The following is a 26,562-nucleotide window of genomic DNA, read 5'->3' as shown; positions in this document are numbered from 1 at the left end:
ACACATGACCGACAAACGCGCAGTAATCCTGTTGTCCGGCGGCCTGGACTCGGCCACCGTGGTCGCCATGGCCAAGGCCGAAGGCTACAGCTGCTACACCATGAGTTTCGACTACGGTCAGCGCCACCGCGCCGAACTTGACGCCGCCGCCCGCGTTGCCCGCGACCTGGGCGTGGTCGAGCACAAGGTGATTGGCCTGAACCTGGACGGCATCGGCGGTTCGGCGTTGACCGACAGCAGCATCGATGTGCCGGAAGCCCCAGGTGAAGGTATCCCAGTCACCTACGTGCCGGCGCGCAACACTGTGTTCCTGTCCCTGGCCCTGGGCTGGGCAGAGGTGCTGGAAGCTCGCGACATCTTCATTGGCGTCAATGCCGTTGATTACTCCGGCTACCCCGATTGCCGCCCGGAGTTCGTCGAAGCCTTCGAGCGCATGGCTAATCTGGCGACCAAGGCCGGCGTCGAAGGGCAGGGCTTCCGTATTCAGGCGCCGCTGCAGAACATGAGCAAGGCGCAGATCGTGCAGGCCGGCATGGCTCGCGGCGTGGATTACAGCCTGACTGTTTCCTGCTACCAGGCCGATGATGACGGCCGCGCCTGCGGCAAATGCGACAGCTGCCGCCTGCGTGCCGACGGCTTCAAGGCAGCTGGTGTCGAAGACCCGACGCGATACTTTTGAAAAAAGTTTGATGGGGTGTTGATTTCCCGTTAGAAATCAGTATTATACGCGCCATCCAACGGGTCGTTAGCTCAGTTGGTAGAGCAGTTGGCTTTTAACCAATTGGTCGTAGGTTCGAATCCTACACGACCCACCATACTCAGTACGTCAAAGCCCGCTACCGGCAACGGTGGCGGGCTTTTTCGTTTTCGGCGCTTTGGTGCCGCTTTGCGGCCCTTTCGCGACACAATGATCGGCGTACACAGGACCTTGTGGGAGCGGCCTTGTGTCGCGAAAGGGGCGCAAAGCGCCCCCAGCTTATTCAGCCCACTCCGGATCCCCGGTAAACACCACCGTCAGCCAACGGTCCGGCCCTTCCCCCCCCACGGCATCACCGATCTCGTTGCGCCACGCATCCCATTCATCGATGGTTTTCGCGGCCATGGCCTTCGGCACGATGAAATACAGTTCGATCTCCCGCGAGCGCCCGACCTTGGCCACATAGGCGCGGTACGACTGCAACCCATGGCGTGCAACGAAGGCTTTGGCGACTTCATCGACGTGCAGCTTGAGGTCGCCGGGGGTCACAAGGAAGATTTCCGAAAGGGCCTGGCGCACCACCGACATCGGCAACGGCACGATCACCAGGCAGACCAGCGCCAGCACCGCCGGGTCGATGTACGGCGACACCCATTCCAGCGACGTGCCCTGCACCGCATAACCAAAGCAGAAGGCGATCAACAGCGCGGCGGTGATGCTGGCCGACATCACCCAGCCCTTGACGTCCATGCGCACGAAATCCGAGCCCAGCTTGCGGTTGGCGCGGGCCTCGACAATGGCGATGGTCACGCAGGCGATCACGGTCAGCACCGCATAGACCATGGCGATACCGAACTCCAGGTGGCGCCCGCCTTGCAGCAGGCTGCTGACGGCGTTGATCAGCGCATAAATGGCCACGCCGCTGAGCAGGATGCCGTTGAGCGCCAGCACCATCGGCTCCAGGTGCCAGAAGCCCATGGTGAAGCGCTCGCGCAGCTTGCGTGACATCTGCACGCTGGTGGTGTGCGCGGTAATCAGCCTGACCACCACCAGTGACAGCCCGCTCATGCTGGCATCGACCAGCGAATAGACGCCGTCGAACACGATGGAGAACGAGCCCGAGGCCAAGCCGAAGGCGATGCCGATGACGGCGATGAACAGGGTGACGGCGATCGAGGTGCGTAGCAGGCCCTGTTCGCTGGTGATGTCGAAGAAGGAAGATCTGGTTGGGGTTTGCATGATTGTGCTCGGTAAATAGCCCTGCTGTTGTGTTGTATGTGCTGGCCTCTTCGCGGGTAAACCCGCTCCCACAGAGTTATGCTCTGACCTTGAAGGCGGCGCCGACCTTGTGGGAGCGGGTTTACCCGCGAAGAGGCCCTGACAGGCTAGACGCGGAACTGCTCCATCAGCGCTTGCTGCTGGTTGGCCAGCCGGTTCAGGGCCTGGCTGATCCGCGCCGACTCGTCTGCCTGGCCGGCGAGCGATTCGGTCACATCACGAATGCCGGCCACATTACGGTTTACTTCCTCTGCCACCGCACTCTGCTCTTCGGCCGCCGAAGCAATCTGCAGGTTCATGTCGCTGATCACCGCCACTGCCTCGCCAATGCGTTGTAGGGCTGGCACCGCCTGTTCCATCCGTGCGGCGCTGTCCTGGGCCTGACGCTGGCCTTCGTGCATTGCGCCCACCACATCCTGGGTGCCTTGTTGCAAACCTTCGATGACCTGGCGAATTTCCTCCACCGACACCTGGGTACGCTGGGCCAGACCGCGCACTTCATCGGCCACTACGGCAAAACCACGCCCGGCTTCGCCTGCGCGCGCAGCTTCGATGGCGGCGTTGAGCGCCAGCAGGTTGGTTTGCTCGGCAATGGTGCGGATCACTTCCAGCACCGAACCGATCTGCCCGCTGCGGCCTTCCAGCGCGCGCGCCTCGTCCATGGCAGTGTTCATGCCGGCATTCAAGCGGTCGATGCCCTGGCGGGTGCTGTCGATCAGTTGCAGGCCCTCGCGGCTGGCCTGATCGGCAGCGCGTGCGGCCTGGGCCGCCTGCGAGGCGTTGTGCGCAACATCCAGGGCGGTGGCGCTCATTTCATTGGCGGCGGTGGCCACCTGTTCGATTTCACGGTGCTGTTGCTGCATGCCGTTGCTGGTCTGGCTGGCGATGGCTGCCGACTGGTCGGCAGTACTGCGGGCCTCCCGCAGAGAACCTTTGACCTGGGCTATAACCGGTTGCAGCTTGTCGAGAAAGCGGTTGAACCAACCGGTAAGCTGGCCCAGTTCGTCCTGGCGGGCGTAATCCAGGCGGCGGGTGAGGTCGCCTTCGCCGCTGGCGATGTCTTCCAGGCGCGCAGCCACGGCCAGGATTGGCCGGGTCACGCCGCGCGCGGTCAGCCACACCAGCAGCAAACCGACTACCGCAGCGCCCAGGCCAACCAGCAGGCTGGTGAGGTTGGCGCTGTGGTTGTGCGTGTCCAGGCGCTGGTTGAGGGCCACGGCAGGCGCCTGCAGCACGCTTTCCGGCAGTTCCAGCAATACCTGCCAAGGGGCGGCGTCAGGGATTGGCGTGAACGGGTGGGCAACCCGCAGCAGGCCGCCGGCTACCGTCTTGTCCATCGGCTCGCCCAGCTTGCTGTCGTCGCGGCTATTGCCGGCCAGCAGGCCGGCCGCGCTGGCGATGCTGACCTGGCCCTGGCCATCGAACAGCTCCCGGCGGCCGTCCAGGCTCAACTGCTGCAGGTTGGAAAGGCCGATGTCCAGGCCTACCACGCCGACCACCTTGCCGTGCTCCAGCAGCGGCAGCGCGATGCTGGTCATCAGCACCTGTCGGCCATTCACTTCGTCGAGGTATGGCTCGAGCATGCAGGTTCTGGCGGTGTCCTGCGGGCAGGTCAGCCAACGGTTCTTCGCCGCGCCGTTGCTGCCGATGCTGGCGTCGCCGAGCATCGATTCCGGCATGGCTTCAAGCTCCAGGGTGCCTGGGCTGGGTTGTGACCAGTACAGCGAGAAGCGCCCGGCCTCGTTGCTGCCCATGGCATCCTGGCCGAGGTACTGGCTGTCCGGGCCCAGGGCGTTGGGCTGGAATACCAGGTACAGGCCGATCACATCCGGGTTGCCAGCCAGGCTGGCGCGGGCCTGGCGCGTCAGCTCGGCGCGCAGGTCGTTGCCGCCACGGGCCTTGAGCACCTGCACCAGGCGGGCAAAGCCATTGCCGTACTGGTAGGCGTCCATGAAATAGCGCTGGATGCGCAGGGCCTGGGTTTGGGCATGGGCCTGCAGGCGCAGGCGTGCGCTGCTGTCGAGCATTTCGGTGTTGGCTTGGTTGACCAACGCCGCGCTGCGCCGCGCCTGGGCCAGCGATGTGGTTACCAGCAGGGCGACGATGGCCAGCAGGCAGAGGCCGGCGAGCAGGGTGATCTTCCATTGGATGGAGAGGCGACGCAGCGGCATGAGGGCTTTCCTTTTCGATCAAATGCAACGCCCGCGATCAGGCGCGGGCGTTGTCGGCAGCATGGGTCATTCAGCGACGGTCATTCAGCGACGTAGTTAGGCGGCGCGTTCCTGAAAGCCTTGGTCAGCCAGGCCAGGTAGAGCACGCCGAGCACTGCCCAGACGCCACCGAACAACAGCGAGTGGGCGTTCAGGTCCAGCCACAGCGAGACGATGATGCAGAAGCCGATGGTCGGCAGTACCAGGTACTTTAGCTGGTTGGCCAGGCCTTGGCGCTTGCCTTCGCGCAGGTAGCAGTGGTTGATCACCGACAGGTTGACGAAGCTGAACGCGACCAGCGCACCGAAGTTGATGATCGAGGTGGCGGTGACCAAGTCGAAGAAGATCGCCGACAGCGAAATCAGCCCCACCACCGCGATATTCAGCACTGGCGTCTTGTAGCGCGAGTGCAGGCGGGCGAACAGGCTGGCCGGCAGCACGTTGTCGCGGCCCATCACGTACAGCAGGCGCGACACGCTGGTTTGCGAAGCCAGGCCCGAGGCGATGGTGTTGATCACGGTGCAGGCGATGAAGATCGACTGGAACAGCTTGCCGCCCACGTACAGGGCGATTTCCGGCAGTGCCGCTTCGTGGTCATGGAAGCGCGCCATGGTCGGGAAGTAAGCCTGGATGAAATACGACACGGTGATGAACACCACGCCGCCGATCAGCGCGGTGAGGAAGATCGCCCGTGGGATGGTCTTGCTCGGGTTGTGGGTTTCTTCGGACAGGCAGGTGACGGCGTCGAAACCAAGGAACGAGAAGCACAGGATGGTCGCACCGGCGGCCAGGGCGCTGAACTGGGTCTGGTCGTCGGCGAACGGCAGCAGGCTCCAGGCGGTACCCAGCCCTTCACCTTGGTCCAGGCCGCGTACGCACAGGTAGATGAACACGGCGATGATCGCCACCTGCACGGCCACGAAAAGCAGGTTGAAGTGCGCCACCAGGTTCACGCTGCGCATGTTGATCAGGCTGATCAAGGTGACGAAGCCGGCCACCCACATCCATTCCGGTACTTCCGGGAACATGGCCGAAAGGTACAGCTTGGCCAGCAGCGCGTTGACCATTGGCAGCAACAAGTAGTCCAGCAGCGACGACCAGCCGACCAGGAAGCCCACGTGCGGGTTGATCGCCCGTTGGGTGTAGGTGTAGGCCGAGCCCGACTGCGGGAAGCGCTTTACCAGGGTGCCGTAGCTCACGGCGGTGAACAGGATCCCGGCCAGCGCCAGGATGTAGGCGCTGGGTACGTGGCCGGCAGTTATCCCGGAAACGATGCCGAAGGTGTCGAACACGGTCATCGGGGTCAGGTAGGCCAGGCCGATGATGATCACGTGCCACAGACGCAGGGTTTTGCGGAGTTGGCCGTTGCCGGAGGCGCTGTGGTCAGGCTGCATGCTGGCATGGCTCCTGCGGCTGGGCGTACACGGCGGGCACGGGGTACTGCGCATGCGACAAGGGCGAGCGGGTGGGCTCCATGTTGTTCACCTTTTATTGTTGGAGCAGCGGGGACGCGGGGAGCGCGCAAAGTGGTGAAAATAAAAAACGATGGGTAGCAGAGTGTCAAGTTAAACATGACAAGATGTTGCTAGATTGAAATATTTATCGATCAAAGTGGGGTTTTGTTCGGTTTTTGCGCGTTTTTTTGCGGTTTTGATCAATTCTGGTGTTCGCAAAAATTAACGAATGCCGGTCTTGCTTGGAAGCGTGTCAGGCGCTTCCCAAAAACGGGATTTCTTGAGCCTGGCCAGCGCCAGGGCTGGGTTGCGGTGGTACTCTTGGCGTCCTGTGTGGCCCTTGGCCGCCTACGAAGCCCTTATGGACAGCAATCGGTTCTATTCATGAAGAAATCAGTTGGCATCCTTTCCGGCCTGGCTATCGCCATCGCCGTCGCAACCACCGCTGGCGCCTGGTACACCGGCAAGCAGCTGCCAGCAGAGCTGGACAACGCCCTGGTCCGCAGCAACGCGGAACTCAAGAAAGCCCTGGTGAGCACCGGTGGCAGCATGAGCATCGAACGGGTGTCGCTGGAGCAGCACTTCTTCAGCAGTACCGCCCAGTACCGGCTCAAGGCCCGCGATATCAACCTGGGCGAAGGCGAAGTGATGAATTTCGATGTGGGCGTGACCGACCAGATCGAGCACGGCCCGTTTCCCTGGTCACGGGTAAAGGCATTGAAGCTGATGCCGGTGCTAGCAGTCAGCAACAGCACACTGCAGAAGGACGACACCACCGCACCGTGGTTCGCCGCAGCGGGCGAGCAGGCCCCGGTCAGCGCTCAGACCAGCCTGGGCTACGACGGCAAAGTGGTCAGCCAGGTTCAGCTGGCACCGGTCAAGCTCGACGAAGCGGATGGCAACAGCCTCGACTTCTCGGGGATGCAACTGCAAGTCAGTGGTGACCAGGAAGGCAAGGCCTCGAACTTCCACGGCCAGGCCGACCGGTTCGTGATGAAACTGGTACGCGATGACCAGCCGCCAGCCACCTTCGAGCTCAACGGCCTGAAAGTCGGCGGCCAGTTGGCGGCCACCGCGCATGAGGCCATCTATGTGGGTAACGTCGATCTGGCACTGGCCGAAACCAAGGTCACCCTTGGGCCCAAACAACAGGTGCTGGTAATCAAGGCGCTGGAGCAGAACGCCCTGCAAACCCTTGACGGCCCGGATACCGTGGGTGGTCGCGTGGAGTACAAGGTCGGGGATATCACCTGGGATGGCCGTGCCGTGGGCAAGGCGCAGATGGCGGTGAGCATCACTTCGGTCAACGCGCCAGCGCTACAGGCGCTGTCGAGCTGGTATCAGGCGCACCTGCCGGAATTCGAGGCCGCAGCTGCCGCTGGCCAGCCGGTGCCGGAAATCCAGATGAACGATGAGGAGAAGGCCAGGTTCCAGGGCGAGCTGCAGAAACTGCTGGCTGCCAAGCCCCGGGTGGCGGTGGAAAACCTTTCGTTCAGGACTGCCAATGGCGAAAGCCGCTTTGACCTGTCGATGGGCTTCGCCGCCCCGGCCAGCTTCGACCTGCCGCCAGACCAGTTGAGCAAGCAATTGATCACCGAGGTGAAGAGCAAGCTGTCGTTGTCCAAGCCGATGATTGGTGACCTGGCAACCTTGCAGGCACTGCTGGATGGCCAGACCGACGCCCAGGCCATTGCCATGCAATCGAGCCAGGCCGGGGAAATGGTCGGCATGATGGCGCTGCAGAGCGGCATGGCCACCGTGCAGGGCAATGATGTGGTAAGCAGCCTGCACTATGCCGATGGCATGGTCGACTTCAATGGCAAGAAGATGACCGTGGAAGAGTTCGCCATGCTCATGGCGGCGCACCTGGCGGCCCTTTCGCCGCAGGGCTGATCGTTTCTCCTGTCCCGGCCTCTTCGCGGGCGCGCCCGCTCCCACAGGGTCTGCACAATTCCTGTGGGAGCGGGTTTACCCGCGAAAGGGCCAGCACAAGCAACACAAAAACCGCTTTAGAAATCGCTGGATTGTCTGTAGCCTTCGGCCTCCGATAATAATCCGCGCCCGCAGAGGGCCGTGGCGGCCTTCGTGCCGTCCGGCACCCTTAGCCGATCTGTCAGGGCCGGGTGATACACTCGATTCGACGCGCGCACGCGCCTGCAGGTCCAGCGATCATGACCCAGATTTCCGAACGCCTGTTGGTTCAGGCCCACCTCGACGCCAAGCAGCCCAACCCGCTGACAGCCGAGCAGGAGGCCGAATACCGTGCGGCCATCGCTGCCGAGCTCAAGGCCCAGAACGCCGTGCTGGTCGCCCACTATTACTGCGACCCGGTCATCCAGGCGCTTGCCGAGGAGACCGGCGGCTGCGTGTCCGACTCGCTGGAAATGGCCCGCTTCGGCAAGAACCACCCGGCCGAAACCGTGATCGTTGCCGGTGTGCGCTTCATGGGCGAGACCGCAAAAATTCTCACCCCGGAAAAGCGCGTGCTGATGCCGACCCTGGAAGCCACCTGCTCGCTCGACCTGGGCTGCCCGGTGGACGAGTTCTCGGCGTTCTGCGACCAGCATCCCGAGCGTACCGTGGTGGTCTACGCCAACACTTCCGCTGCCGTGAAGGCCCGTGCCGACTGGGTGGTGACCTCGAGCTGCGCGCTGGAAATCGTCGAGAGCCTGATGGACAACGGCGAAACCATCATCTGGGGCCCGGACCAGCATCTGGGGCGTTATATCCAGAAGCAGACCGGTGCCGACATGCTGCTGTGGGACGGTGCCTGCATCGTTCACGAAGAGTTCAAGTCGCGCCAGCTGGCCGACATGAAGGCGCTGTACCCGGATGCGGCGATTCTGGTGCACCCCGAGTCGCCGGAAGCGGTGATCGAGCTGGCCGATGCGGTGGGCTCCACCAGCCAGCTGATCAAGGCTGCCCAGACCTTGCCGAACAAGACCTTCATCGTCGCCACCGACCGCGGCATCTTCTACAAGATGCAGCAGCTGTGCCCGGACAAGGAGTTCGTCGAAGCCCCCACCGCCGGTAACGGCGCGGCATGCCGCAGCTGCGCGCACTGCCCGTGGATGGCGATGAACACCCTGGAGCGTGTGCTGGATTGCCTGCGTAACGGCACGAACGAGATTTTTGTCGACCCGGCGTTGGTGCCCAAGGCGATCAAACCGTTGAACCGGATGCTGGACTTTACCCAGGCGGCGCGCCTGAAGCTGTCCGGGAACGCCTGACTTCAGACCGCGTCGCTTTCTTCGCGGGTAAACCCGCTCCCACAGGTACTGCGCCGCTTGTAAGGGCGGTGCAGTATCTGTGGGAGCGGGTTCACCCGCGAAGAGGCCCTCAACGCCCCATCATTTCCTGAACCATGCGCTGCTGCTCCATGATCTCGCGCTGGCGCTGGTCAATCTGTGCTGCCAGCGGGAAGTTGCCACCCGACCGGCGCTTGGCGTAATCCAGCTGCTGGATCGCCTGGTCGAAATCGCCCACCAGGGTGAAGTACTCGGCCCGCGCCCGGTGCAAGCCAATGGTATTGCCCGAAAGGCCCCGTACTTCGGCCATGTCGTACCAAACGTCCGGGTCATCCGGCCGGCTCTTCACCAGTTCGTTCAGCACCTTTTCCGCCTCGGCGGGCTTGTTCAGCTTCACCAGCAGATCGGCACGCACCTGCTTCAGCGGGTAGTTGCCCGGGTACAACCCCTGCATGCGTTCGGCGCGCTGCTGCGCGTCGGCCAGGCGGTTGTTGGTGATGTCCAGGTCGATCTGCGCCAGGTTGTAGGTAATGTCGTTGGGCGCCTTGGCCAGCAGCGGCTTGAGCAGTTCACGTGCCTCGTTCAGTTGGCCGCCCTTGATCTGCGCCAGTGCCAGGCCGTAGCGTGCGGCGTCCAGCTTGGGGTCTTCGTCCAGCTGGGCGCGGAAGCGCTTGGCCGCCAGCCCCGGGGTGCCTTCGTAGGTCAGTGCCACCCGGGCGCGGATCAGCTGGTAGCGCATGCTGTCCTCCACGCCGCCCTTGGGCGCCTGCTCGGCACGGTTGCGGGTGTCGGCGATACGCGACTCGGTTACCGGGTGGGTCAGCAGGAATTCCGGCGGCTTGGCGTCGTAGCGATACTGCCGGGCCAGGCGCTCGAACATGGTCGGCATGTTGCGCGGATCGTAGCCGGCCTTTTCCAGGTTCTGGATGCCGATGCGGTCGGCTTCCTGTTCGTTCTGCCGCGAGAAACGCCGCTGTTCCTGGATTGCCGCCGCCTGGGTACCGGCGATCACACCGATACCGGCATCACCGCCGCCACCGGCGGCCAGCACGATGCCCGCCAGCAACGCCGCCATCATCGGCAACTGCATGCGCTGCTGGGCCTCGACGCCACGGGCGAAGTGGCGCTGCGACAAGTGCGCCAGTTCGTGGGCCAGTACCGAGGCGTACTCGCCTTCGGTCTGGGCGTTGAGGAACAGCCCGCCGTTGACCCCGACGATACCGCCCGGGGCGGCAAAGGCGTTGAGCTCACGGCTGTCGATGAGGATGAATTCCAGGCGGCGGTCCTGCAGTTGGCTGGTTTCGGCCAGGCGGTACACGCTGGTTTCGACGTAGTCCTTGAGCTGCGGGTCGTTGAGCTGGTTGACCTGGCCACGCAGCAGGCTCAGCCAGGCACGGCCGAGCTGGTGCTCCTGTTGCGGCGAGACGATCGCGGAACTGGCATCACCCAGGGATGGCAGGTCGTCAGCATGGCCTGGGAGGGCCAACAGGCAGGCCAGCGTCAGCAGGGTAGGGCGCAGTAGATTCATGCATGAAGCTCGCGTCGGTCAAAGATACCTACTGTAGCGGGCTCACACGTTGGCGACCAGTGGCGCTATCCTAGCCGGCCAAATCCAGTTACAGCCTGGCAATGCCTTTTGGAGAGCCCCGCAATGAGTGACACCCTGACCTGTGACGCCGAACTGGACGCCAGCGGGCTGAATTGCCCTTTGCCGCTGCTGAAGGCAAAAATGGAGCTCAACCGCCTGGCCAGCGGCGCGGTGCTCAAGGTAATCGCCACCGACGCTGGTTCCCAGCGCGACTTCCGCACTTTCGCCCAGCTGGCAGGTCATACCCTGCTGCGGGAAACGGCCGAGGCCGGCACCTACACTTACTGGCTGCGCAAGGCCTGAGCCTTTCCAAGGATCGTCAATGTTCAAAGTGCTTCGCGACTGGATGCAGCGCTACTTCTCCGATGAGGAAGCGGTGGTGCTGGCGGTCCTGTTGTTCCTGGCTTTTACTGCGGTACTCACCCTGGGTGGCATGCTTGCGCCGGTGCTGGCGGGTATGGTGCTGGCGTTTCTGATGCAGGGGCTGGTCAACGCCCTGGAGCGTGTACGGGTGCCGACCCGGTTGGCGGTGCTGCTGGTGTTCGCCCTGTTCATGGGCGCGCTGGCGGTATTCATGCTGGTACTGGTGCCGCTGCTGTGGCACCAGTTGATCACCCTGTTCAATGAACTGCCGGGCATGCTCGGCAAATGGCAGTCGCTGCTGTTGCTGTTGCCCGAGCGCTATCCGCACCTGGTGTCGGACGAGCAGGTGCTGCATGCCATCGAGTCGGTGCGCGGGGAAATCGGCAAGTTCGGTCAGTGGGCGCTGACCTTCTCGTTATCGAGCCTGCCGCTGCTGGTCAACGCCATGATCTACCTGGTGCTGGTGCCAATCCTGGTGTTCTTCTTTCTCAAGGACCGCGAACTGATTGGCCGTTGGGTCAGCGGTTACCTGCCACGCCAGCGCACCCTGCTGAACCGGGTGGGCAGCGAGATGAACCGGCAGATCGCCAATTACATCCGCGGCAAGGGCATCGAGATCCTGATCTGCGGCATTGCCACCTACATCGCCTTCATCAGCCTGGGGCTCAACTACGCCGCGCTGCTGGCGCTGCTGGTAGGGCTGTCGGTGGTGGTGCCTTACGTGGGCGCGGTGGTAGTGACCGTGCCGGTGACGTTGATCGCGTTGTTCCAGTGGGGCTGGGGTGACCAGTTCATCTACCTGATGACGGTGTACGCGATCATCCAGGCGCTGGACGGCAACGTGCTGGTGCCGTTGCTGTTCTCCGAGGCGGTGAGCCTGCACCCGGTGGCGATCATCTGCGCGGTGCTGCTGTTTGGCGGGTTGTGGGGGTTCTGGGGGATCTTCTTTGCGATCCCGCTGGCGACGCTGATCAAGGCGGTGTTGGATGCCTGGCCGCGGCAGGAGCCTAGCGTCTCGCCGATGCTTTGATGTAACTGGGGCCGCTTTGCGGCCCATTCGCAGCACAAGGCTGCTCCTACCGGGATCGCTCAAACCCTTGTAGGAGCAGCCTTGTGCTGCGAATGGGCTGCAAAGCAGCCCCAATCAATATCAAGCCTTGTTCAGGGCCTGAGCAGCAGCCAATACGGCATCCACATGCCCCGGCACCTTCACCCCACGCCATTCCTGGCGCAGCACACCGTCCTTGTCGATCAGGAAGGTGCTGCGGTCAACGCCCATGTATTCCTTGCCATACAGCTTCTTCAGCTTGATCACGTCGAACAGCTGGCACAGGGCTTCGTCCTTGTCGCTGATCAGCTCGAACGGGAAACCTTGCTTGGCCTTGAAGTTCTCGTGCGACTTGATGCCATCGCGCGACACGCCGAACACCACGGTGTTGGCCGCGGCAAAGGCATCATGCTGGTCGCGGAAGCCCTGGCCCTCGGTGGTGCAGCCCGGGGTGCTGTCCTTCGGGTAGAAGTACACCACCACTTGCCGGCCCTTGAGCTCGGCCAGGCTGACGGTTTGCCCGCTGGTGGCCTGGGCCTGGAAGTCGGCAACGGGTTGGTCGAGTGCTACAGCCATGGTCGGTTTCCTTACATTGGGTTCTGTGGACGCCATGGCTCGATCAGCGCATCGAGGTTCAGGGCATCGGCAAAGTCCAGGAACTGGTCACGCAGCCAGCTGATCTGGGTGCCGGCCGGCAGAATCACGGTGAACTGGGCATTGAGCATGCTGCTGCCGGTCTGCGGTGCCAGGTAGGTATCGCAGGTCATGGCTTCCAGCTCGACGCGGTGGTCGAGGAAGAACTGGCACAGCTCGTTGATGATGTCCGGGCGGTAGGCGGCGCTCACGTAGGCCACATAAGGCAGGGCCTGCGGGCGCACTTCCTGGTCGGCACTGCGCACCACGTCCAGGGTCAGGCCGTGCTTCTTGCCCAGGCCCGGCAGGGTGGATTCAAGGCGCGCCAGGGCGTCCCAGCTGCCGCCTACCTGCAGTACCAGGGCGCTGGTCTCGCCGTGGCGGCTCAGGCGCGAGGTGACCACCGCGCAGCGGTTTTCGAAGGCAGCGCGGCTGAGGACGTTGGCCAGCTCCATGGGGTTGGGGCCCAGGGCGCTGATGACAAGGAATTGTTCGCGGACGGTGGGGGTGGACATGCAGCATTCCTAAAGCGATGAGCGGTCGGCACAGGACGGGCGAAAGCCTCCTGTCGGCAGGGCCCGGGGCTCGCATGCGAGGTCGTGGACGCTGGCGGGGAGCAAGGTCGACGGCCCGGCGGGCCGCGCTGCACCGATCAAAGCATCAAGGGTAGCGAAATAAGCCGCCGAGGGGAATGCTCCGCCTGCCTGCTTCGCTTGTGCAAGGCCGATGCCCCCAGTACCATTACCGCTCTCTTTTTCCGGCAGGAGCAGTTACATGATTGCGGGCAGTATGGTGGCATTGGTCACACCCATGGATGCACAAGGGCGTGTGGACTGGGGCAGCCTCGACAAACTTGTAGACTTCCATCTGGAAAACGGCACCCATGCGATCGTCGCTGTCGGCACCACCGGTGAGTCGGCCACGCTGGATGTCGAAGAACACATCCTGGTCATCAAGCACGTGGTCGAGCGCGTCAAGCGCAGCAACAAGCCGATCCCGGTCATCGCCGGCACCGGTGCCAACTCTACTGCCGAAGCCGTGCACCTGACCCAGAACGCCAAGAATGCCGGCGCCGACGCCTGCCTGCTGGTGGTGCCGTACTACAACAAGCCGACGCAAGAAGGCCTGTACCAGCACTTCAAGCACATTGCCGAAGCCGTCGACATCCCGCAGATCCTCTATAACGTACCTGGCCGCACCTCCTGCGACATGCAGGCCGATACCGTGATCCGCCTGTCGAAGGTCGACAACATCATCGGTATCAAGGAAGCCACCGGCGACCTGGTACGCGCCAAGGCCATCCTCGACGGCGTCGACAGCGACTTCATCGTCCTGTCCGGCGACGACCCGACTGCCGTCGAGCTGATCCTGATGGGTGGCAAGGGCAACATCTCCGTCACCGCCAACGTCGCCCCGCGCGAAATGGCCGACCTGTGCGAGGCCGCCCTTGAGGGCAATGCCGAGAAGGCCCGCGCAATCAACGAAAAACTCATGCCGCTGCACAAAGACCTGTTCTGCGAAGCCAACCCGATCCCGGTGAAATGGGCGCTCGTCGAAATGGGCCTGATGCAAAAGGGCATTCGCCTGCCGCTGACCTGGCTGAGCGAAGGCTGCCACGAAAAAGTCCGTACTGCCTTGCGCCAGTCCGGCGTACTGGTTTAAGAGGAAGTACACCGCATGAAGCGACTGGCTGGTCTTTCTGCCCTTGCCCTGATCATCTCCAGCACCAGTGGGTGTGGCTGGCTGTGGGGCGAGGATGGCTATTTCCGCGACCGCGGCAGCGATTACCTGCAGGCGCGCCCGACTGCGCCGATGCAGCTGCCGCCGGACGCCAGCAACGTCAAGCGCCTTGACCCGCTGCTGCCGATTCCGCGCAACGTCGCCGACGACAGCGCCACCGGTGAGTACGAGGTGCCGCGCCCGCAACCGTTGACCGGTAGCGGCGCCCAGGTTACCGACTACAGCCTGCAGCGCAGCGGCAGCAGCCGTTGGGTGCTGGCCCAGCATTCGCCGGCCGAAGTGTGGCCGGTGGCTCGCCAGTTCTTCGAGGACAACGGCTTCCGCATCGCCGAAGAGCGCCCGCAGACTGGCGAATTCAACACCACCTGGCAGCGTTTCGACGAACTGTCGGCATCGCTCGGCCAGCGCCTGGCCAGCACTGCCAGCAGCGCTGATAGCGAAGTGCGCGTGCGGGTACGCATGGAGCCTGGCGTGCAGCGCAACACCTCCGAGGTGTATGTGGTCAGCGTCGAGCGCCCGGCCGGCAGCACTGCCGAGCCTGATTTCCCGTCCACCTCCAGCAACAGCGGCGCCGATGCCCTGCTGGTCGACGAAATGCTTGCCAGCATGAACCGCAGCGCCGAGAAGGGCGGTTCGGTGTCGCTGCTGGCCGCGCGCGATTTCGACGCGCCAAGCCGCGTCAGCCTAAGCGAAGACGGCAGCGGCAACCCGGTGCTGTACCTTGGCGCCGACCTGGACCGCGCCTGGTCCAGCGTGGGCCGTGCCCTGGAGCAGGGTGGCGAGTGGCGTGTCGAGGACATCAACCGCAGCCTGGGCCTGTACTACATCAACCTGTCCGAAAAGCCTGAAGACAAGCAGAACCAGCCTGGTTTCTTTGGCCGCATGTTCGGCAGCGAGCCGACCAAGGAAGAGCGTGAAGCCCGTGCTGAGCGTTATCAGGTTCGCCTGAGCAAGGTTGGCGAGAGCGTGCAGGTCACCGTCGAGAAGAACATCAACACCGTGGCCCCGGCCGATGTCGCCCGCCGCGTGCTGAGCGCCATTCAGGACCACCTGGGCTAAGTGCGCTTCGCGGTACTCGGAAGCGGCAGCCAGGGAAACGGCACGCTGATCGCCCGTGGTGACACGTTCATCCTGGTCGATTGCGGTTTTTCCCTGCGCGAGACCGAGCGGCGCCTGGCGCTGCTCGGCGTGTCGGCTGCCCAGCTCAGTGCGGTACTGGTCACCCACGAACATGCCGACCACGTGCATGGGGTCGGCTTGCTGTCACGGCGCTACAATGTACCGGTCTACCTCAGCCAGGGGACCTTGCGCGGCATGCGCAAGCCGGTGGAGGTGGCCGGTTTTCTCGCTTGTGGCGACAGCCTGCGTATCGGCAGCCTGGAAGTGACGGCGGCGCGGGTCGAGCACGACGCCTACGAGCCGCTGCAGTACGTGGTCAGCGATGGCCAGCGGCGCTTTGGCATGCTGACCGACCTGGGCTCGTACGACGCGCTGCTGCTGGAGCGTTACCAGGGCCTGGATGCACTGCTGATCGAGGCCAACCATTGCCGTGACCTGCTGGCACGCGGTCACTACCCGGCCTTCCTGAAACAGCGGGTGGGCGGCATGCAAGGGCATTTGAACAATCACCAGGCCGCGCGCCTGGTGCACGAGTTGGGCTGGAGCAACCTGCAACACCTGGTGCTGGCCCACCTCAGCAGCAAGAACAACCTGCCACACTTGGCCCGCCAGTGCTTCGTCGACACCCTCGGGTGCGACCCGGACTGGCTCCAGGTGGCGAATCAGGAACACGGGCTCGACTGGCGCGAAATCGCCTAGCCCAACACCTCAAGCAAGCGGAGCCCAATCATGGAAAAACGCGACGAACTCTACCGCGGCAAGGCCAAATCGGTTTACAAGACCGACGACGCCGACCGCTTGATCCTGCTGTTCCGTAACGACACTTCGGCGTTCGACGGCAAGCGCATCGAACAACTCGACCGCAAAGGCATGGTGAACAACAAGTTCAACGCCTTCATCATGCAGAAACTGGAAGAAGCCGGCGTGCCGACCCAGTTCGACAAGCTGCTGGGCGACAACGAGTGCCTGGTGAAGAAGCTGGACATGATCCCGGTCGAGTGCGTGGTGCGCAACTACGCCGCCGGCAGCCTGGTCAAGCGCCTGGGCGTGGAGGAGGGCATCAAGCTGGAGCCGTCCACCTTCGAGCTGTTCCTGAAGAACGACGAGAAGGGCGACCCCTTCATCAATGAGTCCCACGTTGTCGCGTTCGGCTGGGGCACCGCCGAACAGCTGGCCGAAATGAAAAAGCTGTCGCTGAAGGTCAACGAAGTGCTGAGCAAGCTGTTCGATGACGCCGGCCTGCTGCTGGTCGACTTCAAGCTGGAGTTCGGCGTATTCCACGGCCAGATCGTGCTGGGCGACGAGTTCAGCCCGGACGGCTGCCGCCTGTGGGACAAAGAGACCCGCAAGAAGATGGACAAGGACCGCTTCCGCCAGGGCCTGGGCGACGTGATCGAAGCCTACGAAGAAGTTGCCAAGCGCCTGGGCGTGCCGCTGTAAGCGGTGCGTTCACGCAAGCGCCTGATACCACGCGATTTTTTTGAAAAAAAGATTTGCGTTTCAAAAGAACGCTGGTATGATGCGCGGCATTGGAGAGATGCCGGAGTGGTCGAACGGGACGGATTCGAAATCCGTTGTACTGGCAACAGTACCTAGGGTTCAAATCCCTATCTCTCCGCCATACAAGATGAAGCCCCTGGAAACGAAAGTTTCCAGGGGCTTTTTCGTTCTAGAGCCAACGGGTAGTTCAGACAACCCGTTTGGTGGACGATCTATTAAGAGGCTGGAAGCTTCTGGAGTGGCCTCACTGTCAGCTCAACCCCCAAGGCCAGCATCAGCTTCTGAATAGTGGAGAAGCGTGTTTTATCGCCACCCCTCAGAGTCTTGTAAAGGGATTCGCGATTAACCCCCGCGTCTTGCGCAAACTGGTTCACTCCCTTGGCTTTTGCCACTTCGCCCAAGGCATGCATCAGAATTTGAGCGTCGTTAGACTTCATTGCTTCTGCCAGGAAAGCCGCGATGGTTTCGGGGCTGTCTAGAAACCGGGAAGCCTCGAACCGTTTGGTATTGCTCAAGTCCAGCTCAAGGATTGGCATGTCCTCGGAAGTGAATTTGTCGCTCATCGTTGTTTACCTCGTACAGCATCAAGAATTTCCTTGGCTCGCTTGATGCCTCTGGGTTGATCCGTTTTATCGCTGCCATACAGCATCAGGTAGCGGGTCGAGCCCGTTCGTACGAAGTAGATTCGATATCCGGGCCCGACAAACACGCGCATTTCACTGACACCGTCGCCTACCGATTCGATATCGCCGAAACTGCCATTTTCTGCTCGGGCGATTCTTGAGGTTATAGCACCTCTGCCGATCGGGTCTTTGACGTCATCCAGCCAATCGTCAAATTCTGGCGTCGTGTCAAGCTGATTCGGCATGCCTTCAATGTAGCCTACTGGCTACTCCTTGTCGATGAGTGAGCGACCGCGTGCTCCGCGATGAGGCTAAGGGGACGAGTGGAGCACAGCAATAGCCTGAGCAGGGTTTGGCTTAGGTTTGGGAAATGGACTACATGGCGTCTAATGATGCCCCTGGATGGTTATGTCTCCAGAGGCTATCTCGTTGCCTTATTTTTTCATCATCCCCAATTCGGCATCATCCAGCAGCGCCTTTGCCATCGCGCTCAGGTAGTGCGATGCCCAGATCAGTTTCTGGTCGCCGTCCATCAGGCCGGTGATGATCAGGTCGCGGACGTAGCCCATCAGTTCGGATGCCTGTTCACGGGCGTCCTGGCAGGGGATGCCGGGTTCGATGCGGAACAGCGGGTGGGTGTTGTTTTCGCCTTGGTAGAAGCAGGTCTTGCCGACTGTGGTGGGTTGTTTTGTGTCGTCGGTGGGCATTGTTTTATCTCCCTGGAATCTTGATTGTCTGGGCCGGCCTCTTCGCGGGTGAACCCGCTCCCACAGGATTACTACTGCCTTCGATGCGGCACCGTACCTGTGGGAGCGGGTTTACCCGCGAAGAGGCCTGGCCTGCTAATGCAGGGTGTACGGCTCAGCAGGTAAATGGGCCTGCATCTGCAATTGCATCAATGCCGACTCGACCAGGCCCTGAACTGCCTCCATTTCATGGATCACGGCCTGCATCACGACCGAGCTTGGGGCCGTGGGTTTGAGTTGCACGGACTGGCGGGCCACGAACAGGGCGCAGAGTACGTACTCGGAGGACTGGACCAGTGTGTCTTGCAGAGCCTGGGTGGAGTCGAGGGAGTGGGGTGGATCGGGGACCATCTTGCGCATAGTTAGCTCTAGAGTCAGTCGAGCTGCTACGGACTTGCTGTCAAACAAGAGGGTGGCAGCGGTACGCGGGTTGACAGACCGAGGACTCCGGAGACTCGGCGCACACGAGGTGCCCCACGTACTGCCGCCATAACGGGTGTACGTGCACGGAGAAGTTGTCGGCCTGTCAAAGCCGGTCGTTGAGTTGACAACGACAAGCCGAGACTAGAGCGCGACCCAATCCGTCGCAACAGTTTGAGCGGTTTGGCAGTATGTTTGGGAAATGGCCTACAAGGAAGGGGATTATTCTGAGTTTCAACTGTAGGACCGGGAGCGCAAAGCGCCCCCCAAGGCCTTCAGCGCATTGCCGCCAGTTTGATGCCGAATCCCACCAGGCAAGCCCCCGCCAACCGCTCGAACATATTGGCAACCCGCGGATTGGCGCGCATCCGTTCGGCCAACTGGTGCGTCAGCACCACGGCGATCAACCCGTACAGGAAGGTCACCACCGCCACTGTCGCCGCGAGGAAGCCGAAGGTCACCAGCCCCTGGTGTTTCACCGGGTCGACGAACAGCGGGAAGAACGCCATGTAGAACATGATCGCCTTGGGGTTGAGCAGGGTGATCATCATGGTCTGGCGCAGGTACTGGCCGTTGTCCATGCGGCTGGCCCGTGGCGCGCCACCGGGTTTGCTCAGCAGCATGCGCAGGCCCAGGTAGGCCAGGTACGCGGCGCCGGCCCACTGCACCACATGGAAGGCAGCAGGGTAGGCCGCCAGCAGGGTGGCAACGCCAGCCACTGCCAGCCACAGCAGCACCTGGTCACCCAGGATCACCCCACAGGTCGCGGCCATGCCGGCCTTGATCCCGCCCTTGCCGGTGGCGGTAATCAGGGCGAAGTTGCCCGGGCCGGGGATGGCCAGGACGATGATGAAGGCAATGACGAACGCGCCGTAGTCGGTGACGCCGAGCATGGGAAACTCCTGTTGGTAGTGCGTAGGCAGAGTTCAAGACTATCGTCGCCACCGGCCCGCTTTTCAACCGTCTACCAGGAAATTGGAAGCAAGCTCTTGTTTTCAGAAGTGCGCGACATTTCCTGCAAGGCAACTTGTTGCAGCGCGCGTGCAACCAGCCAGTGCACTTTTGCAGCTTGGATCCAATGCTCATGTTCTGTATCATCCCGGCGCCATCAGAATGATGGCCGAAGATGATTCATTTAAAGGACTTAGTATGAAAAAGCTGTTCAAGGCTACCGTAGCCGTTGCTGTCGTTTCGGGTGTTGCCCTGCTGTCGGGTTGCACTGGCCAGGTTTACAACCAGCCGAAAAACTGCAGCTACGACTACCTGTTCCACCCTTCGGTTTCCATCTCCAAGATCATCGGTGGCTGCGGCCCGATCGATAAACTGCCTCAGCAGCAGTAATCTTGGCGGTACCCTGATCGCGACGCTTGCGGCGTGATCCAAGGCCCCCGGTCATGTACATGGCCGGGGGTTTTTGTTTGTGGCGCACTTCAGCCTGTGCCGGCCCTTTCGCGGGTGAACCTGCTCCCACAGGAATTTCACCGGACTTGAGTGCGGCATGGTACCTGTGGGAGCGGGTTCACCCGCGAAGAGGCCAGTACAGGCGTGAGACAACCCGTCACCTTGACTCCCAGGCCGGCAATTTGTTTGTGCTGGCATTTAAGCTACAATCGGAAAAACGATTCAGCCTTGTCGGTCAATTCGACAAAAGGCCGAGTCGTTTTCTGGTTCTCTGGCTGCTGAACAATGATCAACAACAAGCCTGCGCTGCAGAACACGCTTTACCTGGGCCAGCCACAGGCCCACCCTCTGTTCTCCTGACTGGAATCGATCAATGTTCAAGAAAGCTGGCAAGACCTTGCTGGGTCTGGCTGTCGCTGCAAGCGTCATGCAAGCGCACGCCGCAGAAACCAAGAAAGTAGATGTGCTGCTGGTCGGCGGCGGCATCATGAGTTCGACCCTGGCCGTGTGGCTGCACGAGCTGGAGCCAAGCTGGTCGATGGAAATGGTCGAGCGCCTGGATGGCGTGGCCGAAGAAAGCTCCAACGGCTGGAACAACGCCGGTACCGGCCACTCCGCGCTGGCCGAGCTGAACTACACCCCGGAAGACAAGGACGGCAACGTCAACATCGCCAAGGCCATCGAAATCAACGAGGCCTTCCAGATCTCCCGCCAGTTCTGGTCGTGGCAGGTGCGCCAGGGCGTGCTGAAGAACCCGCACTCGTTCATCAACACCACGCCGCACATGAGTTTCGTGTGGGGCGATGACAACATCAAGTTCCTGAAGAAGCGTTACGAGGCGCTGCAGGCCAGCCCGCTGTTCCGCCCGATGCAGTACTCCGAGGACCACGCGCAGATCGCCAAGTGGGTCCCGCTGATGATGGAAGGCCGCGACCCGAACCAGAAGCTGGCCGTGACCTGGACCCCAATCGGCACCGACGTCAACTTCGGCGAGATCACCCGCCAGTTCGTCGGCCACCTGAAAACCCAGGAAAACTTCGACCTGAAGCTGTCCAGCGAAGTGCAGGACATCACCCGCAACAAGGACGGCTCGTGGCACGTCGAGTACAAGAACCTGAAGGACGGTAGCGAGTCGGCCACCGACGCCAAGTTCCTGTTCATCGGTGCCGGCGGCGGCGCACTGAAGCTGCTGCAGAAGTCGGGCATTCCTGAAGCCAAGGAATACGCAGGCTTCCCGGTGGGCGGCTCGTTCCTGGTGACCGAGAACCCGACCGTGGCCATGCAGCACATGGCCAAGGCCTACGGCATCGCCTCGACCGGCGCGCCACCCATGTCGGTTCCGCACCTGGACACCCGCGTGCTGGACGGCAAGCGCGTGATCCTGTTTGGCCCATTCGCCACCTTCTCGACCAAGTTCCTGAAGAACGGCTCGTACCTGGACCTGCTGAGCAGCACCACCACCCACAACGTGTGGCCGATGACCAAGGTCGGCATCGATCAGTACCCGCTGGTGGAGTACCTCGCTGGCCAGCTGATGCTGTCTGACGACGACCGCTTTGAAGCCCTGCGCACCTACTTCCCGAACGCCAAGAAGGAAGACTGGCGCCTGTGGCAGGCCGGCCAGCGCGTGCAGATCATCAAGCGTGATGCCGAGAAGGGTGGCGTGCTGAAGCTGGGCACTGAAGTGGTCGCTTCCGAAGACCGCACCATCGCCGGCCTGCTGGGTGCATCGCCAGGTGCGTCGACTGCTGCACCGATCATGCTGAACGTGCTGGAAACCGTGTTCAAGGAGAAGGTCGCTACCCCTGAGTGGCAGGCCAAGATCAAGCAGATCGTGCCGAGCTACGGCACCAAGCTGAACGACTCGGCGGCGGCCACCCAGAAGGAGTGGAACTACACCGCTGAAGTGCTGCAGCTCGAGAAGCCTCCGGTGATCGACGAGAGCGTCGGCACCACGGTTGCACCGAGCCAGCCGGTCGAGAGCAAGCCTGAGAATGACATGGCGCTGTAATTGGCCATTGTTGTGAAGAAGCCACGTGGGAGACCTCGTGGCTTTTTTGTTGCCTGTACCGGCCCTTTCGCGGGTAAACCCGCTCCCACAGGGACCGCGCTGGCCACAGGCTTGGCGCTATCCCTGTGGGAGCGGGTTTACCCGCGAAGAGGCCAGTTCAGGAAACCACTGATCGGAAACCCTGCTCAGCCCTAATAAAAACATATTTTGATGCTTAAATTAATCTTGTCAGTCGATCCCCTCCAGGAGGGTGCTGTCATGAACATCAAGATCGCCACCTTACTGCTGCTCGCCCTGTGCGCCCAGCCGACATTGAGCCAAAGCTACTCCTACTCCAGCGAAACCCCCGCCGCCAAACCCGCCGAAGCTGCTGCAATGACCACGCGCATGGCCCTGCGTGACCTGTGGGTCGAGCACATCTTCTGGGTGCGCAACTATGCCGTCGCCAACCAGGCCGGCAATGCCAAGGAGGCCGAAGTCGCCGCCAAGGAAGTGGTCACCGACGCCACCAGGATCGCCAACAGCATTGCCCCGCTGTACGGCCAGCCTGCTGCCGATCAGTTGCTGAAACTGCTGGCCGGCCACTGGGGCGCCATCAAGCACTACAGCGACGCCACCGTGGCCAAGGACAAAAAGGGCCAGCAAGCCGCGGTCAATGAGCTGACCAGCAATGCCAAGGCCATCGCCGCGTTCCTGGCTAAGGCCAACCCGAACCTGCCCGAGGCGACCCTGCTGACGCTGCTCAGCGCCCACGGCGGGCACCACGTGGCCCAGATCGACCAGCAGGCGGCTGCTGACTACGTGGGCGAGGCGCGCACCTGGGCGATGATGCGCGAGCATATCCTGACATTGTCCGATGCCCTGGCTGCGGCATTGGTCAAACAGTTCCCGGACAAATTCTGATGCTCGAAGGCCTGGGCCGTACCCAACAGGACCTGCTCCACGCGTTGTTGCGTCAGCCATCCGGCATGAGCATCGACGACCTGGCGCAGGCCCTGGCCATCACCCGCACGGCCGTGCGCCAGCATCTGGCAGCGCTGGAGCGCGACGGCCTGATCAGGCGTGGCGCTACCCGGCCCACCGGGCGCCGCCCGGAGCAGCTGCACGAGCTGACCGAACATGCCCGCGAACTATTCCCGCGGCAGTACCCATTGCTGGCCAACCTGCTGATTGCGCAAGTGGCCGGCTTGCTGGGGCAGGAGGCGTTGCTGGCGCTGATGCGCCAGCTGGGGCGCAAGCTGGCGGCGGACCTTGAGCACCAGGTGGTGGATGAGGCGCGCATCGTCGAGCACATGAACCATGCCGGGTACGAAGCGCAGGTGTTCTTCCGCTCGGGGGGCGAGCCGCAGATCGTTGCGCACAATTGCGTGTTTCATCACCTGGCCAAGGCGCACCCGGTGGTTTGCGAGCTGGACCTGGCGCTGATCGGGGCCTTGGGTGGAGGCGAGGTCAGCCATGAGGAGTGCATGCTCAGGGGAGGGCTGGTGTGCCGGTTTGCCCTGGGCAAGAAAGAAGATTGATGTTGCCTGTGCTGGCCTCTTCGCGGGTAAACCCGCTCCCACAGGATAATCACTGCCTTCAAGACCTGTGCGACCTCTGTGGGAGCGGGTTTACCCGCGAAGAGGCCAGCACAGGCAAATCATTGCTGGCGCAGAATGCAGTCCAGCAACCCTGGAAACCGCTCCCCCAGCATCTCGCTACGCAACGAGTTCATATGGGTCGTCCCCACATTGCGGGTATGCACCAACCCCGCATCACGCAGCACGCGGAAATGGTGTGACATGCTCGACTTCGGCCGGCCGCCGTCCAGCTCGCCGCAGCTGGCTTCGGCCACGCCCGCCAGGTGACGCACGATACCCAGGCGCACCGGGTCGCTCAGGGCATAGAGCAGGCGTTCCAGGGTGAGGTCTTCAGAATTGGGATGTTGATAGGCTCGCATGGGCGTCATGATAACGGGGCTATCATTAATTGCCATAGTTCGATTATGATCGAACTATCGTAATCAACCAGCTCGGGAGTTTGCCCATGTCCGCCTTGTTCGAACCCTATACCCTCAAGGACGTCACCCTGCGCAACCGCATTGCCATTCCGCCGATGTGCCAGTACATGGCCGAGGACGGCATGATCAACGACTGGCACCACGTGCACCTGGCCGGCCTGGCCCGTGGCGGTGCCGGCCTGCTGGTGGTCGAGGCCACTGCCGTGGCACCGGAAGGGCGCATCACCCCCGGTTGCGCCGGTATCTGGAGCGATGCCCACGCCCAGGCTTTCGTGCCGGTGGTGCAGGCAATCAAGGCCGCCGGTTCCGTGCCGGGTATCCAGATTGCCCACGCCGGGCGCAAGGCCAGCGCCAACCGCCCGTGGGAAGGTGATGACCACATTGCCGCCGACGACGCCCGCGGCTGGGAAACCATCGCCCCGTCCGCCATCGCCTTCGGCGCGCACCTGCCGCAAGTGCCGCGCGAGATGACCCTGGAAGACATCGCCCGGGTCAAGCAGGACTTCGTCGATGCTGCCCGCCGTGCGCGCGATGCCGGTTTCGAGTGGATCGAGCTGCACTTTGCCCATGGTTACCTGGGCCAGAGCTTCTTCTCCGAGCATTCCAACAAGCGTACCGACGCCTACGGTGGCAGCTTCGACAACCGCAGCCGCTTCCTGCTGGAAACCCTGGCAGCGGTGCGTGAGGTATGGCCAGAGAACCTGCCACTGACTGCGCGGTTCGGTGTGCTGGAATACGACGGCCGTGATGAGCAGACCCTGGAAGAGTCGATCGAACTGGCGCGCCGCTTCAAGGCTGGCGGCCTCGACCTGCTGAGCGTGAGTGTCGGCTTCACCATTCCTGACACCAAGATCCCGTGGGGCCCGGCGTTCATGGGGCCGATTGCCGAGCGCGTGCGTCGTGAGGCGAAGCTGCCGGTGACTTCGGCGTGGGGTTTTGGTACGCCGCAACTGGCGGAAGCGGCGCTGCAGGCCAACCAGCTGGACCTGGTATCGGTTGGGCGTGCGCACCTGGCCGACCCGCACTGGGCTTACTTTGCGGCCAAAGAGTTGGGGGTGGAGAAAGCCTCCTGGACCTTGCCGGCGCCTTATGCGCACTGGCTTGAGCGTTATCGCTGAGTGATGCCGGGGGCTGCTGCGCAGCCCTTTCGCGACACAAGGCCGCTCCTACAAGCGTACGCGGTCCCCTGTAGGAGCGGCCTTGTGTCGCGAAAGGGCCGCAAAGCGGCCCCCGAATCTAGAACCGATCCAACCGGTAAGCCCCCATCTCCGGTCCACCGGCCCGCTCGGCCAACCGCCCCACCCATTCCGCCGTCACCGCCGCCTGGGTCAACCCCAGGTGCTGATGCCCGAACGCCAACAGCACCCGCCCATCACACACCCGGTCAATCACCGGCAACGAGTCCGGTAATGAAGGCCGCAAGCCCATCCACGGCGTCGCTCCCTCCACACTCAAATCCCGCCGGAACAACCCCTTGCTCAAGCGGTGCAACTGCCACGCCCGCTGCATGCTCGGCGGCGCGTCCAGCCCGGCGAATTCCACCGTGCCGGCCAGGCGCAAGCCCTCGGCCATGGGCGTCATGATGAACTTGCGCTCCAGCGATGTAACGGCAAACGGCAAACGCTGATGCTCGCCAGGCAACATCAGGTGGTAGCCGCGCTCGGTGTCCAGTGGTACCTGCTTGCCGGTCAGCGCGCCGGTCAACCGCGCAGAATGCGCACCACAACTGATCAGCACCTGGCGGGCCTCCAGCGTGCCCTGGTCGCTGGCCAGGCTGACCCCGCCGCTGTGCAGCCGCCCGCCGTCGACCTGCGCCTGGATAAAGCGCACGCCACTGGCCTTGGCCGCTTCGAACAGTTCGCACACCACCCGGTAGGGGTCGATGAAGTGCCCGGTACGTGGGAAGAACAGCCCACCCTGCAACGACGGGCTCAGTTGCGGCGCCGCCTCGCGCACGGTGTCGGCCGACCAGAAGTCTACCGCCACCGCCTGCTGTTGCATGCGTGCGCGCAAGGCCTCCAGGGCCTGGCGCGACTCCGGCCGCTCGAATACCAGCAGCGAGCCATCTTCCTGGAACAGCTCGCTGCGCCCGATCGAACCCAGCAGCCGCTGCCAGGCGCCCAGGCTGCCTTCGTTCAACGTGCGGATGCCGGCCACGCTGCGCTGAAACGGGCCTGGGCGCAGGTTGAGCAGCAGGCGGGTGAACCACGGCATGGCCTTGGGCAGGTACTTCCAGTCCAGGCGCAGCGGGCCCATCGGGTCCAGCAGCATGCGCGGCAGGCGTTTGAGAATCGACAGGTCGGCAATCGGGAATACCTGCTCGGTGGCCAGGTGCCCGGCGTTGCCGTAGGACGCGCCATGGCCGGGTGCCTGGCGGTCGACCAGGGTCACCCGGCGGCCCTGGCGGGCCAGTTGCAGGGCACAGGCGACGCCGACAATGCCGGCGCCGACCACGGCGATATCGGTTTCAGCGGTTTCGACCAT

At 62.7% G+C, this 26,562-nt stretch carries 27 protein-coding genes and 2 tRNA genes; 16 read left to right on the top strand and 13 right to left on the bottom strand.

Annotated features, from left to right (window positions below; all coding sequences use genetic code 11):
• Positions 1 to 4: 4 nt before the first annotated feature.
• Both queC and JV551A3_RS24395 read left to right on the top strand, forming a co-directional pair.
• Positions 5 to 679, top strand: a complete 675-nt coding sequence (gene queC / locus JV551A3_RS24400) for a 7-cyano-7-deazaguanine synthase QueC (protein ID WP_133974768.1) — start codon at positions 5 to 7, stop codon at positions 677 to 679.
• Between the two features lie 60 nt (positions 680 to 739).
• Positions 740 to 815: transfer RNA gene (locus JV551A3_RS24395), tRNA-Lys, on the top strand.
• A 161-nt stretch (positions 816 to 976) separates the two neighbouring features.
• Here JV551A3_RS24395 and JV551A3_RS24390 read toward each other — a convergent pair.
• The 3 genes from JV551A3_RS24390 to JV551A3_RS24380 form a co-directional block, all read right to left on the bottom strand.
• A complete protein-coding gene (locus tag JV551A3_RS24390; protein ID WP_112254228.1) occupies positions 977 to 1,936 on the bottom strand; it encodes a cation diffusion facilitator family transporter in 960 nt (319 codons plus the stop codon).
• 146 nt (positions 1,937 to 2,082) lie between these two features.
• Complete coding sequence (locus JV551A3_RS31535) at positions 2,083 to 4,146, bottom strand: methyl-accepting chemotaxis protein (RefSeq protein ID WP_133974766.1); 2,064 nt, start codon at positions 4,144 to 4,146, stop codon at positions 2,083 to 2,085.
• Between the two features lie 80 nt (positions 4,147 to 4,226).
• Positions 4,227 to 5,579 carry an APC family permease gene (locus tag JV551A3_RS24380; protein WP_133974764.1) on the bottom strand — a complete coding sequence of 451 codons (1,353 nt, stop codon included), beginning with the start codon at positions 5,577 to 5,579 and terminating at the stop codon, positions 4,227 to 4,229.
• A 444-nt stretch (positions 5,580 to 6,023) separates the two neighbouring features.
• Between JV551A3_RS24380 and JV551A3_RS24375 the strand changes: the two genes are divergently transcribed.
• Both JV551A3_RS24375 and nadA read left to right on the top strand, forming a co-directional pair.
• Positions 6,024 to 7,532 carry a YdgA family protein gene (locus tag JV551A3_RS24375; protein ID WP_133974762.1) on the top strand — a complete coding sequence of 503 codons (1,509 nt, stop codon included), beginning with the start codon at positions 6,024 to 6,026 and terminating at the stop codon, positions 7,530 to 7,532.
• Positions 7,533 to 7,810: 278 nt separating this feature from the next.
• On the top strand, positions 7,811 to 8,869 hold the full coding sequence (nadA, locus tag JV551A3_RS24370) for a quinolinate synthase NadA (protein WP_112254224.1): 1,059 nt from the start codon (positions 7,811 to 7,813) through the stop codon (positions 8,867 to 8,869).
• 109 nt (positions 8,870 to 8,978) lie between these two features.
• Here the strand turns inward: nadA and JV551A3_RS24365 are convergent, their stop codons facing one another.
• Positions 8,979 to 10,415, bottom strand: coding sequence for a M48 family metalloprotease (locus tag JV551A3_RS24365; protein WP_025340255.1), 1,437 nt, complete (start codon positions 10,413 to 10,415; stop codon positions 8,979 to 8,981).
• 123 nt (positions 10,416 to 10,538) lie between these two features.
• Between JV551A3_RS24365 and JV551A3_RS24360 the strand changes: the two genes are divergently transcribed.
• The gene (locus JV551A3_RS24360) at positions 10,539 to 10,778 is read left to right on the top strand and encodes a sulfurtransferase TusA family protein (RefSeq protein WP_008097503.1); all 240 of its coding nucleotides are present in this window, start codon (positions 10,539 to 10,541) and stop codon (positions 10,776 to 10,778) included.
• Positions 10,779 to 10,797: 19 nt separating this feature from the next.
• Positions 10,798 to 11,868, top strand: coding sequence for an AI-2E family transporter (locus JV551A3_RS24355; RefSeq protein WP_133979196.1), 1,071 nt, complete (start codon positions 10,798 to 10,800; stop codon positions 11,866 to 11,868).
• 120 nt (positions 11,869 to 11,988) lie between these two features.
• On the opposite strand, the gene JV551A3_RS24350 is transcribed toward JV551A3_RS24355, so the two are convergent.
• Together JV551A3_RS24350 and JV551A3_RS24345 are read right to left on the bottom strand one after the other, a co-directional pair.
• Complete coding sequence (locus JV551A3_RS24350; protein ID WP_013973794.1) at positions 11,989 to 12,462, bottom strand: peroxiredoxin; 474 nt, start codon at positions 12,460 to 12,462, stop codon at positions 11,989 to 11,991.
• An 11-nt stretch (positions 12,463 to 12,473) separates the two neighbouring features.
• A complete protein-coding gene (locus JV551A3_RS24345) occupies positions 12,474 to 13,034 on the bottom strand; it encodes a glycine cleavage system transcriptional repressor (RefSeq protein WP_003254741.1) in 561 nt (186 codons plus the stop codon).
• Between the two features lie 259 nt (positions 13,035 to 13,293).
• On the opposite strand from JV551A3_RS24345, the gene dapA reads away from it, so the two are divergent.
• The 5 genes from dapA to JV551A3_RS24320 all read left to right on the top strand — a co-directional run bounded on the left by dapA (position 13,294) and on the right by JV551A3_RS24320 (position 16,999).
• Positions 13,294 to 14,181 (top strand): 4-hydroxy-tetrahydrodipicolinate synthase, encoded by an 888-nt coding sequence (gene dapA, locus JV551A3_RS24340; protein ID WP_133974758.1) that lies wholly within the window; start codon positions 13,294 to 13,296, stop codon positions 14,179 to 14,181.
• 15 nt (positions 14,182 to 14,196) lie between these two features.
• Entirely contained in the window at positions 14,197 to 15,318 is a 1,122-nt protein-coding gene (gene bamC, locus JV551A3_RS24335) for an outer membrane protein assembly factor BamC (RefSeq protein WP_133974756.1), read from the top strand.
• The gene (locus JV551A3_RS24330) at positions 15,319 to 16,077 is read left to right on the top strand and encodes an MBL fold metallo-hydrolase (RefSeq protein WP_112254219.1); all 759 of its coding nucleotides are present in this window, start codon (positions 15,319 to 15,321) and stop codon (positions 16,075 to 16,077) included.
• Between the two features lie 30 nt (positions 16,078 to 16,107).
• Positions 16,108 to 16,818 carry a phosphoribosylaminoimidazolesuccinocarboxamide synthase gene (gene purC, locus JV551A3_RS24325; RefSeq protein WP_004375217.1) on the top strand — a complete coding sequence of 237 codons (711 nt, stop codon included), beginning with the start codon at positions 16,108 to 16,110 and terminating at the stop codon, positions 16,816 to 16,818.
• Positions 16,819 to 16,909: 91 nt separating this feature from the next.
• Positions 16,910 to 16,999: transfer RNA gene (locus JV551A3_RS24320), tRNA-Ser, on the top strand.
• A 94-nt stretch (positions 17,000 to 17,093) separates the two neighbouring features.
• Here the strand turns inward: JV551A3_RS24320 and JV551A3_RS24315 are convergent.
• The 5 genes from JV551A3_RS24315 to JV551A3_RS24295 form a co-directional block, all read right to left on the bottom strand.
• Entirely contained in the window at positions 17,094 to 17,441 is a 348-nt protein-coding gene (locus JV551A3_RS24315; RefSeq protein WP_133974754.1) for an addiction module antidote protein, read from the bottom strand.
• The gene (locus JV551A3_RS24310; RefSeq protein WP_133974752.1) at positions 17,438 to 17,746 is read right to left on the bottom strand and encodes a type II toxin-antitoxin system RelE/ParE family toxin; all 309 of its coding nucleotides are present in this window, start codon (positions 17,744 to 17,746) and stop codon (positions 17,438 to 17,440) included. Before JV551A3_RS24310 ends, JV551A3_RS24315 begins: the two co-directional genes overlap by 4 nt.
• A gap of 189 nt (positions 17,747 to 17,935) precedes the next feature.
• Entirely contained in the window at positions 17,936 to 18,208 is a 273-nt protein-coding gene (locus JV551A3_RS24305; protein WP_025340252.1) for a DUF3077 domain-containing protein, read from the bottom strand.
• Between the two features lie 135 nt (positions 18,209 to 18,343).
• Positions 18,344 to 18,607: a hypothetical protein gene (locus JV551A3_RS24300; protein ID WP_133974750.1), complete on the bottom strand. Its 264-nt coding sequence runs from the start codon at positions 18,605 to 18,607 to the stop codon at positions 18,344 to 18,346.
• A gap of 335 nt (positions 18,608 to 18,942) precedes the next feature.
• On the bottom strand, positions 18,943 to 19,560 hold the full coding sequence (locus JV551A3_RS24295; RefSeq protein ID WP_133974748.1) for a LysE family transporter: 618 nt from the start codon (positions 19,558 to 19,560) through the stop codon (positions 18,943 to 18,945).
• Between the two features lie 256 nt (positions 19,561 to 19,816).
• Here JV551A3_RS24295 and JV551A3_RS24290 point away from each other — a divergent pair, with 256 nt between their 5' ends.
• The 4 genes from JV551A3_RS24290 (at position 19,817) to JV551A3_RS24270 (ending at position 23,599) form a co-directional block, all read left to right on the top strand.
• On the top strand, positions 19,817 to 20,008 hold the full coding sequence (locus JV551A3_RS24290; protein ID WP_046616491.1) for a YhfL family protein: 192 nt from the start codon (positions 19,817 to 19,819) through the stop codon (positions 20,006 to 20,008).
• A gap of 433 nt (positions 20,009 to 20,441) precedes the next feature.
• On the top strand, positions 20,442 to 22,079 hold the full coding sequence (gene mqo, locus JV551A3_RS24280) for a malate dehydrogenase (quinone) (RefSeq protein WP_133974745.1): 1,638 nt from the start codon (positions 20,442 to 20,444) through the stop codon (positions 22,077 to 22,079).
• A gap of 258 nt (positions 22,080 to 22,337) precedes the next feature.
• Complete coding sequence (locus JV551A3_RS24275) at positions 22,338 to 22,982, top strand: hypothetical protein (RefSeq protein ID WP_133974743.1); 645 nt, start codon at positions 22,338 to 22,340, stop codon at positions 22,980 to 22,982.
• Positions 22,982 to 23,599 (top strand): helix-turn-helix transcriptional regulator, encoded by a 618-nt coding sequence (locus JV551A3_RS24270; RefSeq protein WP_133974741.1) that lies wholly within the window; start codon positions 22,982 to 22,984, stop codon positions 23,597 to 23,599. The genes JV551A3_RS24275 and JV551A3_RS24270 overlap by 1 nt, the downstream gene beginning before the upstream one ends.
• 119 nt (positions 23,600 to 23,718) lie before the next feature.
• On the opposite strand, the gene JV551A3_RS24265 is transcribed toward JV551A3_RS24270, so the two are convergent.
• The gene (locus JV551A3_RS24265) at positions 23,719 to 24,054 is read right to left on the bottom strand and encodes an ArsR/SmtB family transcription factor (RefSeq protein WP_133974739.1); all 336 of its coding nucleotides are present in this window, start codon (positions 24,052 to 24,054) and stop codon (positions 23,719 to 23,721) included.
• A 50-nt stretch (positions 24,055 to 24,104) separates the two neighbouring features.
• Here JV551A3_RS24265 and xenA point away from each other — a divergent pair, with 50 nt between their 5' ends.
• On the top strand, positions 24,105 to 25,196 hold the full coding sequence (gene xenA / locus JV551A3_RS24260; RefSeq protein ID WP_133974737.1) for a xenobiotic reductase XenA: 1,092 nt from the start codon (positions 24,105 to 24,107) through the stop codon (positions 25,194 to 25,196).
• A 118-nt stretch (positions 25,197 to 25,314) separates the two neighbouring features.
• Here xenA and JV551A3_RS24255 read toward each other — a convergent pair whose 3' ends face one another.
• On the bottom strand, positions 25,315 to 26,562 hold the full coding sequence (locus JV551A3_RS24255; protein WP_133974735.1) for an NAD(P)/FAD-dependent oxidoreductase: 1,248 nt from the start codon (positions 26,560 to 26,562) through the stop codon (positions 25,315 to 25,317).

The organism is Pseudomonas inefficax, from assembly GCF_900277125.1.
GTDB lineage: Bacteria > Pseudomonadota > Gammaproteobacteria > Pseudomonadales > Pseudomonadaceae > Aquipseudomonas > Aquipseudomonas inefficax.
Note: the sequence above shows the minus strand (reverse complement) of the source record. Positions and strands in the feature narration are given on the sequence as shown.

Coding starts and splice junctions, on each gene's coding strand:
- queC (WP_133974768.1), top strand. CDS start 5: ATGACCGACAAACGCGCAGTAATCCTGTTGTCCGGCGGCCTGGACTCG.
- JV551A3_RS24390 (WP_112254228.1), bottom strand. CDS start 1,936: ATGCAAACCCCAACCAGATCTTCCTTCTTCGACATCACCAGCGAACAG.
- JV551A3_RS31535 (WP_133974766.1), bottom strand. CDS start 4,146: ATGCCGCTGCGTCGCCTCTCCATCCAATGGAAGATCACCCTGCTCGCC.
- JV551A3_RS24380 (WP_133974764.1), bottom strand. CDS start 5,579: ATGCAGCCTGACCACAGCGCCTCCGGCAACGGCCAACTCCGCAAAACC.
- JV551A3_RS24375 (WP_133974762.1), top strand. CDS start 6,024: ATGAAGAAATCAGTTGGCATCCTTTCCGGCCTGGCTATCGCCATCGCC.
- nadA (WP_112254224.1), top strand. CDS start 7,811: ATGACCCAGATTTCCGAACGCCTGTTGGTTCAGGCCCACCTCGACGCC.
- JV551A3_RS24365 (WP_025340255.1), bottom strand. CDS start 10,415: ATGAATCTACTGCGCCCTACCCTGCTGACGCTGGCCTGCCTGTTGGCC.
- JV551A3_RS24360 (WP_008097503.1), top strand. CDS start 10,539: ATGAGTGACACCCTGACCTGTGACGCCGAACTGGACGCCAGCGGGCTG.
- JV551A3_RS24355 (WP_133979196.1), top strand. CDS start 10,798: ATGTTCAAAGTGCTTCGCGACTGGATGCAGCGCTACTTCTCCGATGAG.
- JV551A3_RS24350 (WP_013973794.1), bottom strand. CDS start 12,462: ATGGCTGTAGCACTCGACCAACCCGTTGCCGACTTCCAGGCCCAGGCC.
- JV551A3_RS24345 (WP_003254741.1), bottom strand. CDS start 13,034: ATGTCCACCCCCACCGTCCGCGAACAATTCCTTGTCATCAGCGCCCTG.
- dapA (WP_133974758.1), top strand. CDS start 13,294: ATGATTGCGGGCAGTATGGTGGCATTGGTCACACCCATGGATGCACAA.
- bamC (WP_133974756.1), top strand. CDS start 14,197: ATGAAGCGACTGGCTGGTCTTTCTGCCCTTGCCCTGATCATCTCCAGC.
- purC (WP_004375217.1), top strand. CDS start 16,108: ATGGAAAAACGCGACGAACTCTACCGCGGCAAGGCCAAATCGGTTTAC.
- JV551A3_RS24315 (WP_133974754.1), bottom strand. CDS start 17,441: ATGAGCGACAAATTCACTTCCGAGGACATGCCAATCCTTGAGCTGGAC.
- JV551A3_RS24310 (WP_133974752.1), bottom strand. CDS start 17,746: ATGCCGAATCAGCTTGACACGACGCCAGAATTTGACGATTGGCTGGAT.
- JV551A3_RS24305 (WP_025340252.1), bottom strand. CDS start 18,208: ATGCCCACCGACGACACAAAACAACCCACCACAGTCGGCAAGACCTGC.
- JV551A3_RS24300 (WP_133974750.1), bottom strand. CDS start 18,607: ATGCGCAAGATGGTCCCCGATCCACCCCACTCCCTCGACTCCACCCAG.
- JV551A3_RS24295 (WP_133974748.1), bottom strand. CDS start 19,560: ATGCTCGGCGTCACCGACTACGGCGCGTTCGTCATTGCCTTCATCATC.
- JV551A3_RS24290 (WP_046616491.1), top strand. CDS start 19,817: ATGAAAAAGCTGTTCAAGGCTACCGTAGCCGTTGCTGTCGTTTCGGGT.
- mqo (WP_133974745.1), top strand. CDS start 20,442: ATGTTCAAGAAAGCTGGCAAGACCTTGCTGGGTCTGGCTGTCGCTGCA.
- JV551A3_RS24275 (WP_133974743.1), top strand. CDS start 22,338: ATGAACATCAAGATCGCCACCTTACTGCTGCTCGCCCTGTGCGCCCAG.
- JV551A3_RS24270 (WP_133974741.1), top strand. CDS start 22,982: ATGCTCGAAGGCCTGGGCCGTACCCAACAGGACCTGCTCCACGCGTTG.
- JV551A3_RS24265 (WP_133974739.1), bottom strand. CDS start 24,054: ATGGCAATTAATGATAGCCCCGTTATCATGACGCCCATGCGAGCCTAT.
- xenA (WP_133974737.1), top strand. CDS start 24,105: ATGTCCGCCTTGTTCGAACCCTATACCCTCAAGGACGTCACCCTGCGC.
- JV551A3_RS24255 (WP_133974735.1), bottom strand. CDS start 26,562: ATGGTCGAAACCGCTGAAACCGATATCGCCGTGGTCGGCGCCGGCATT.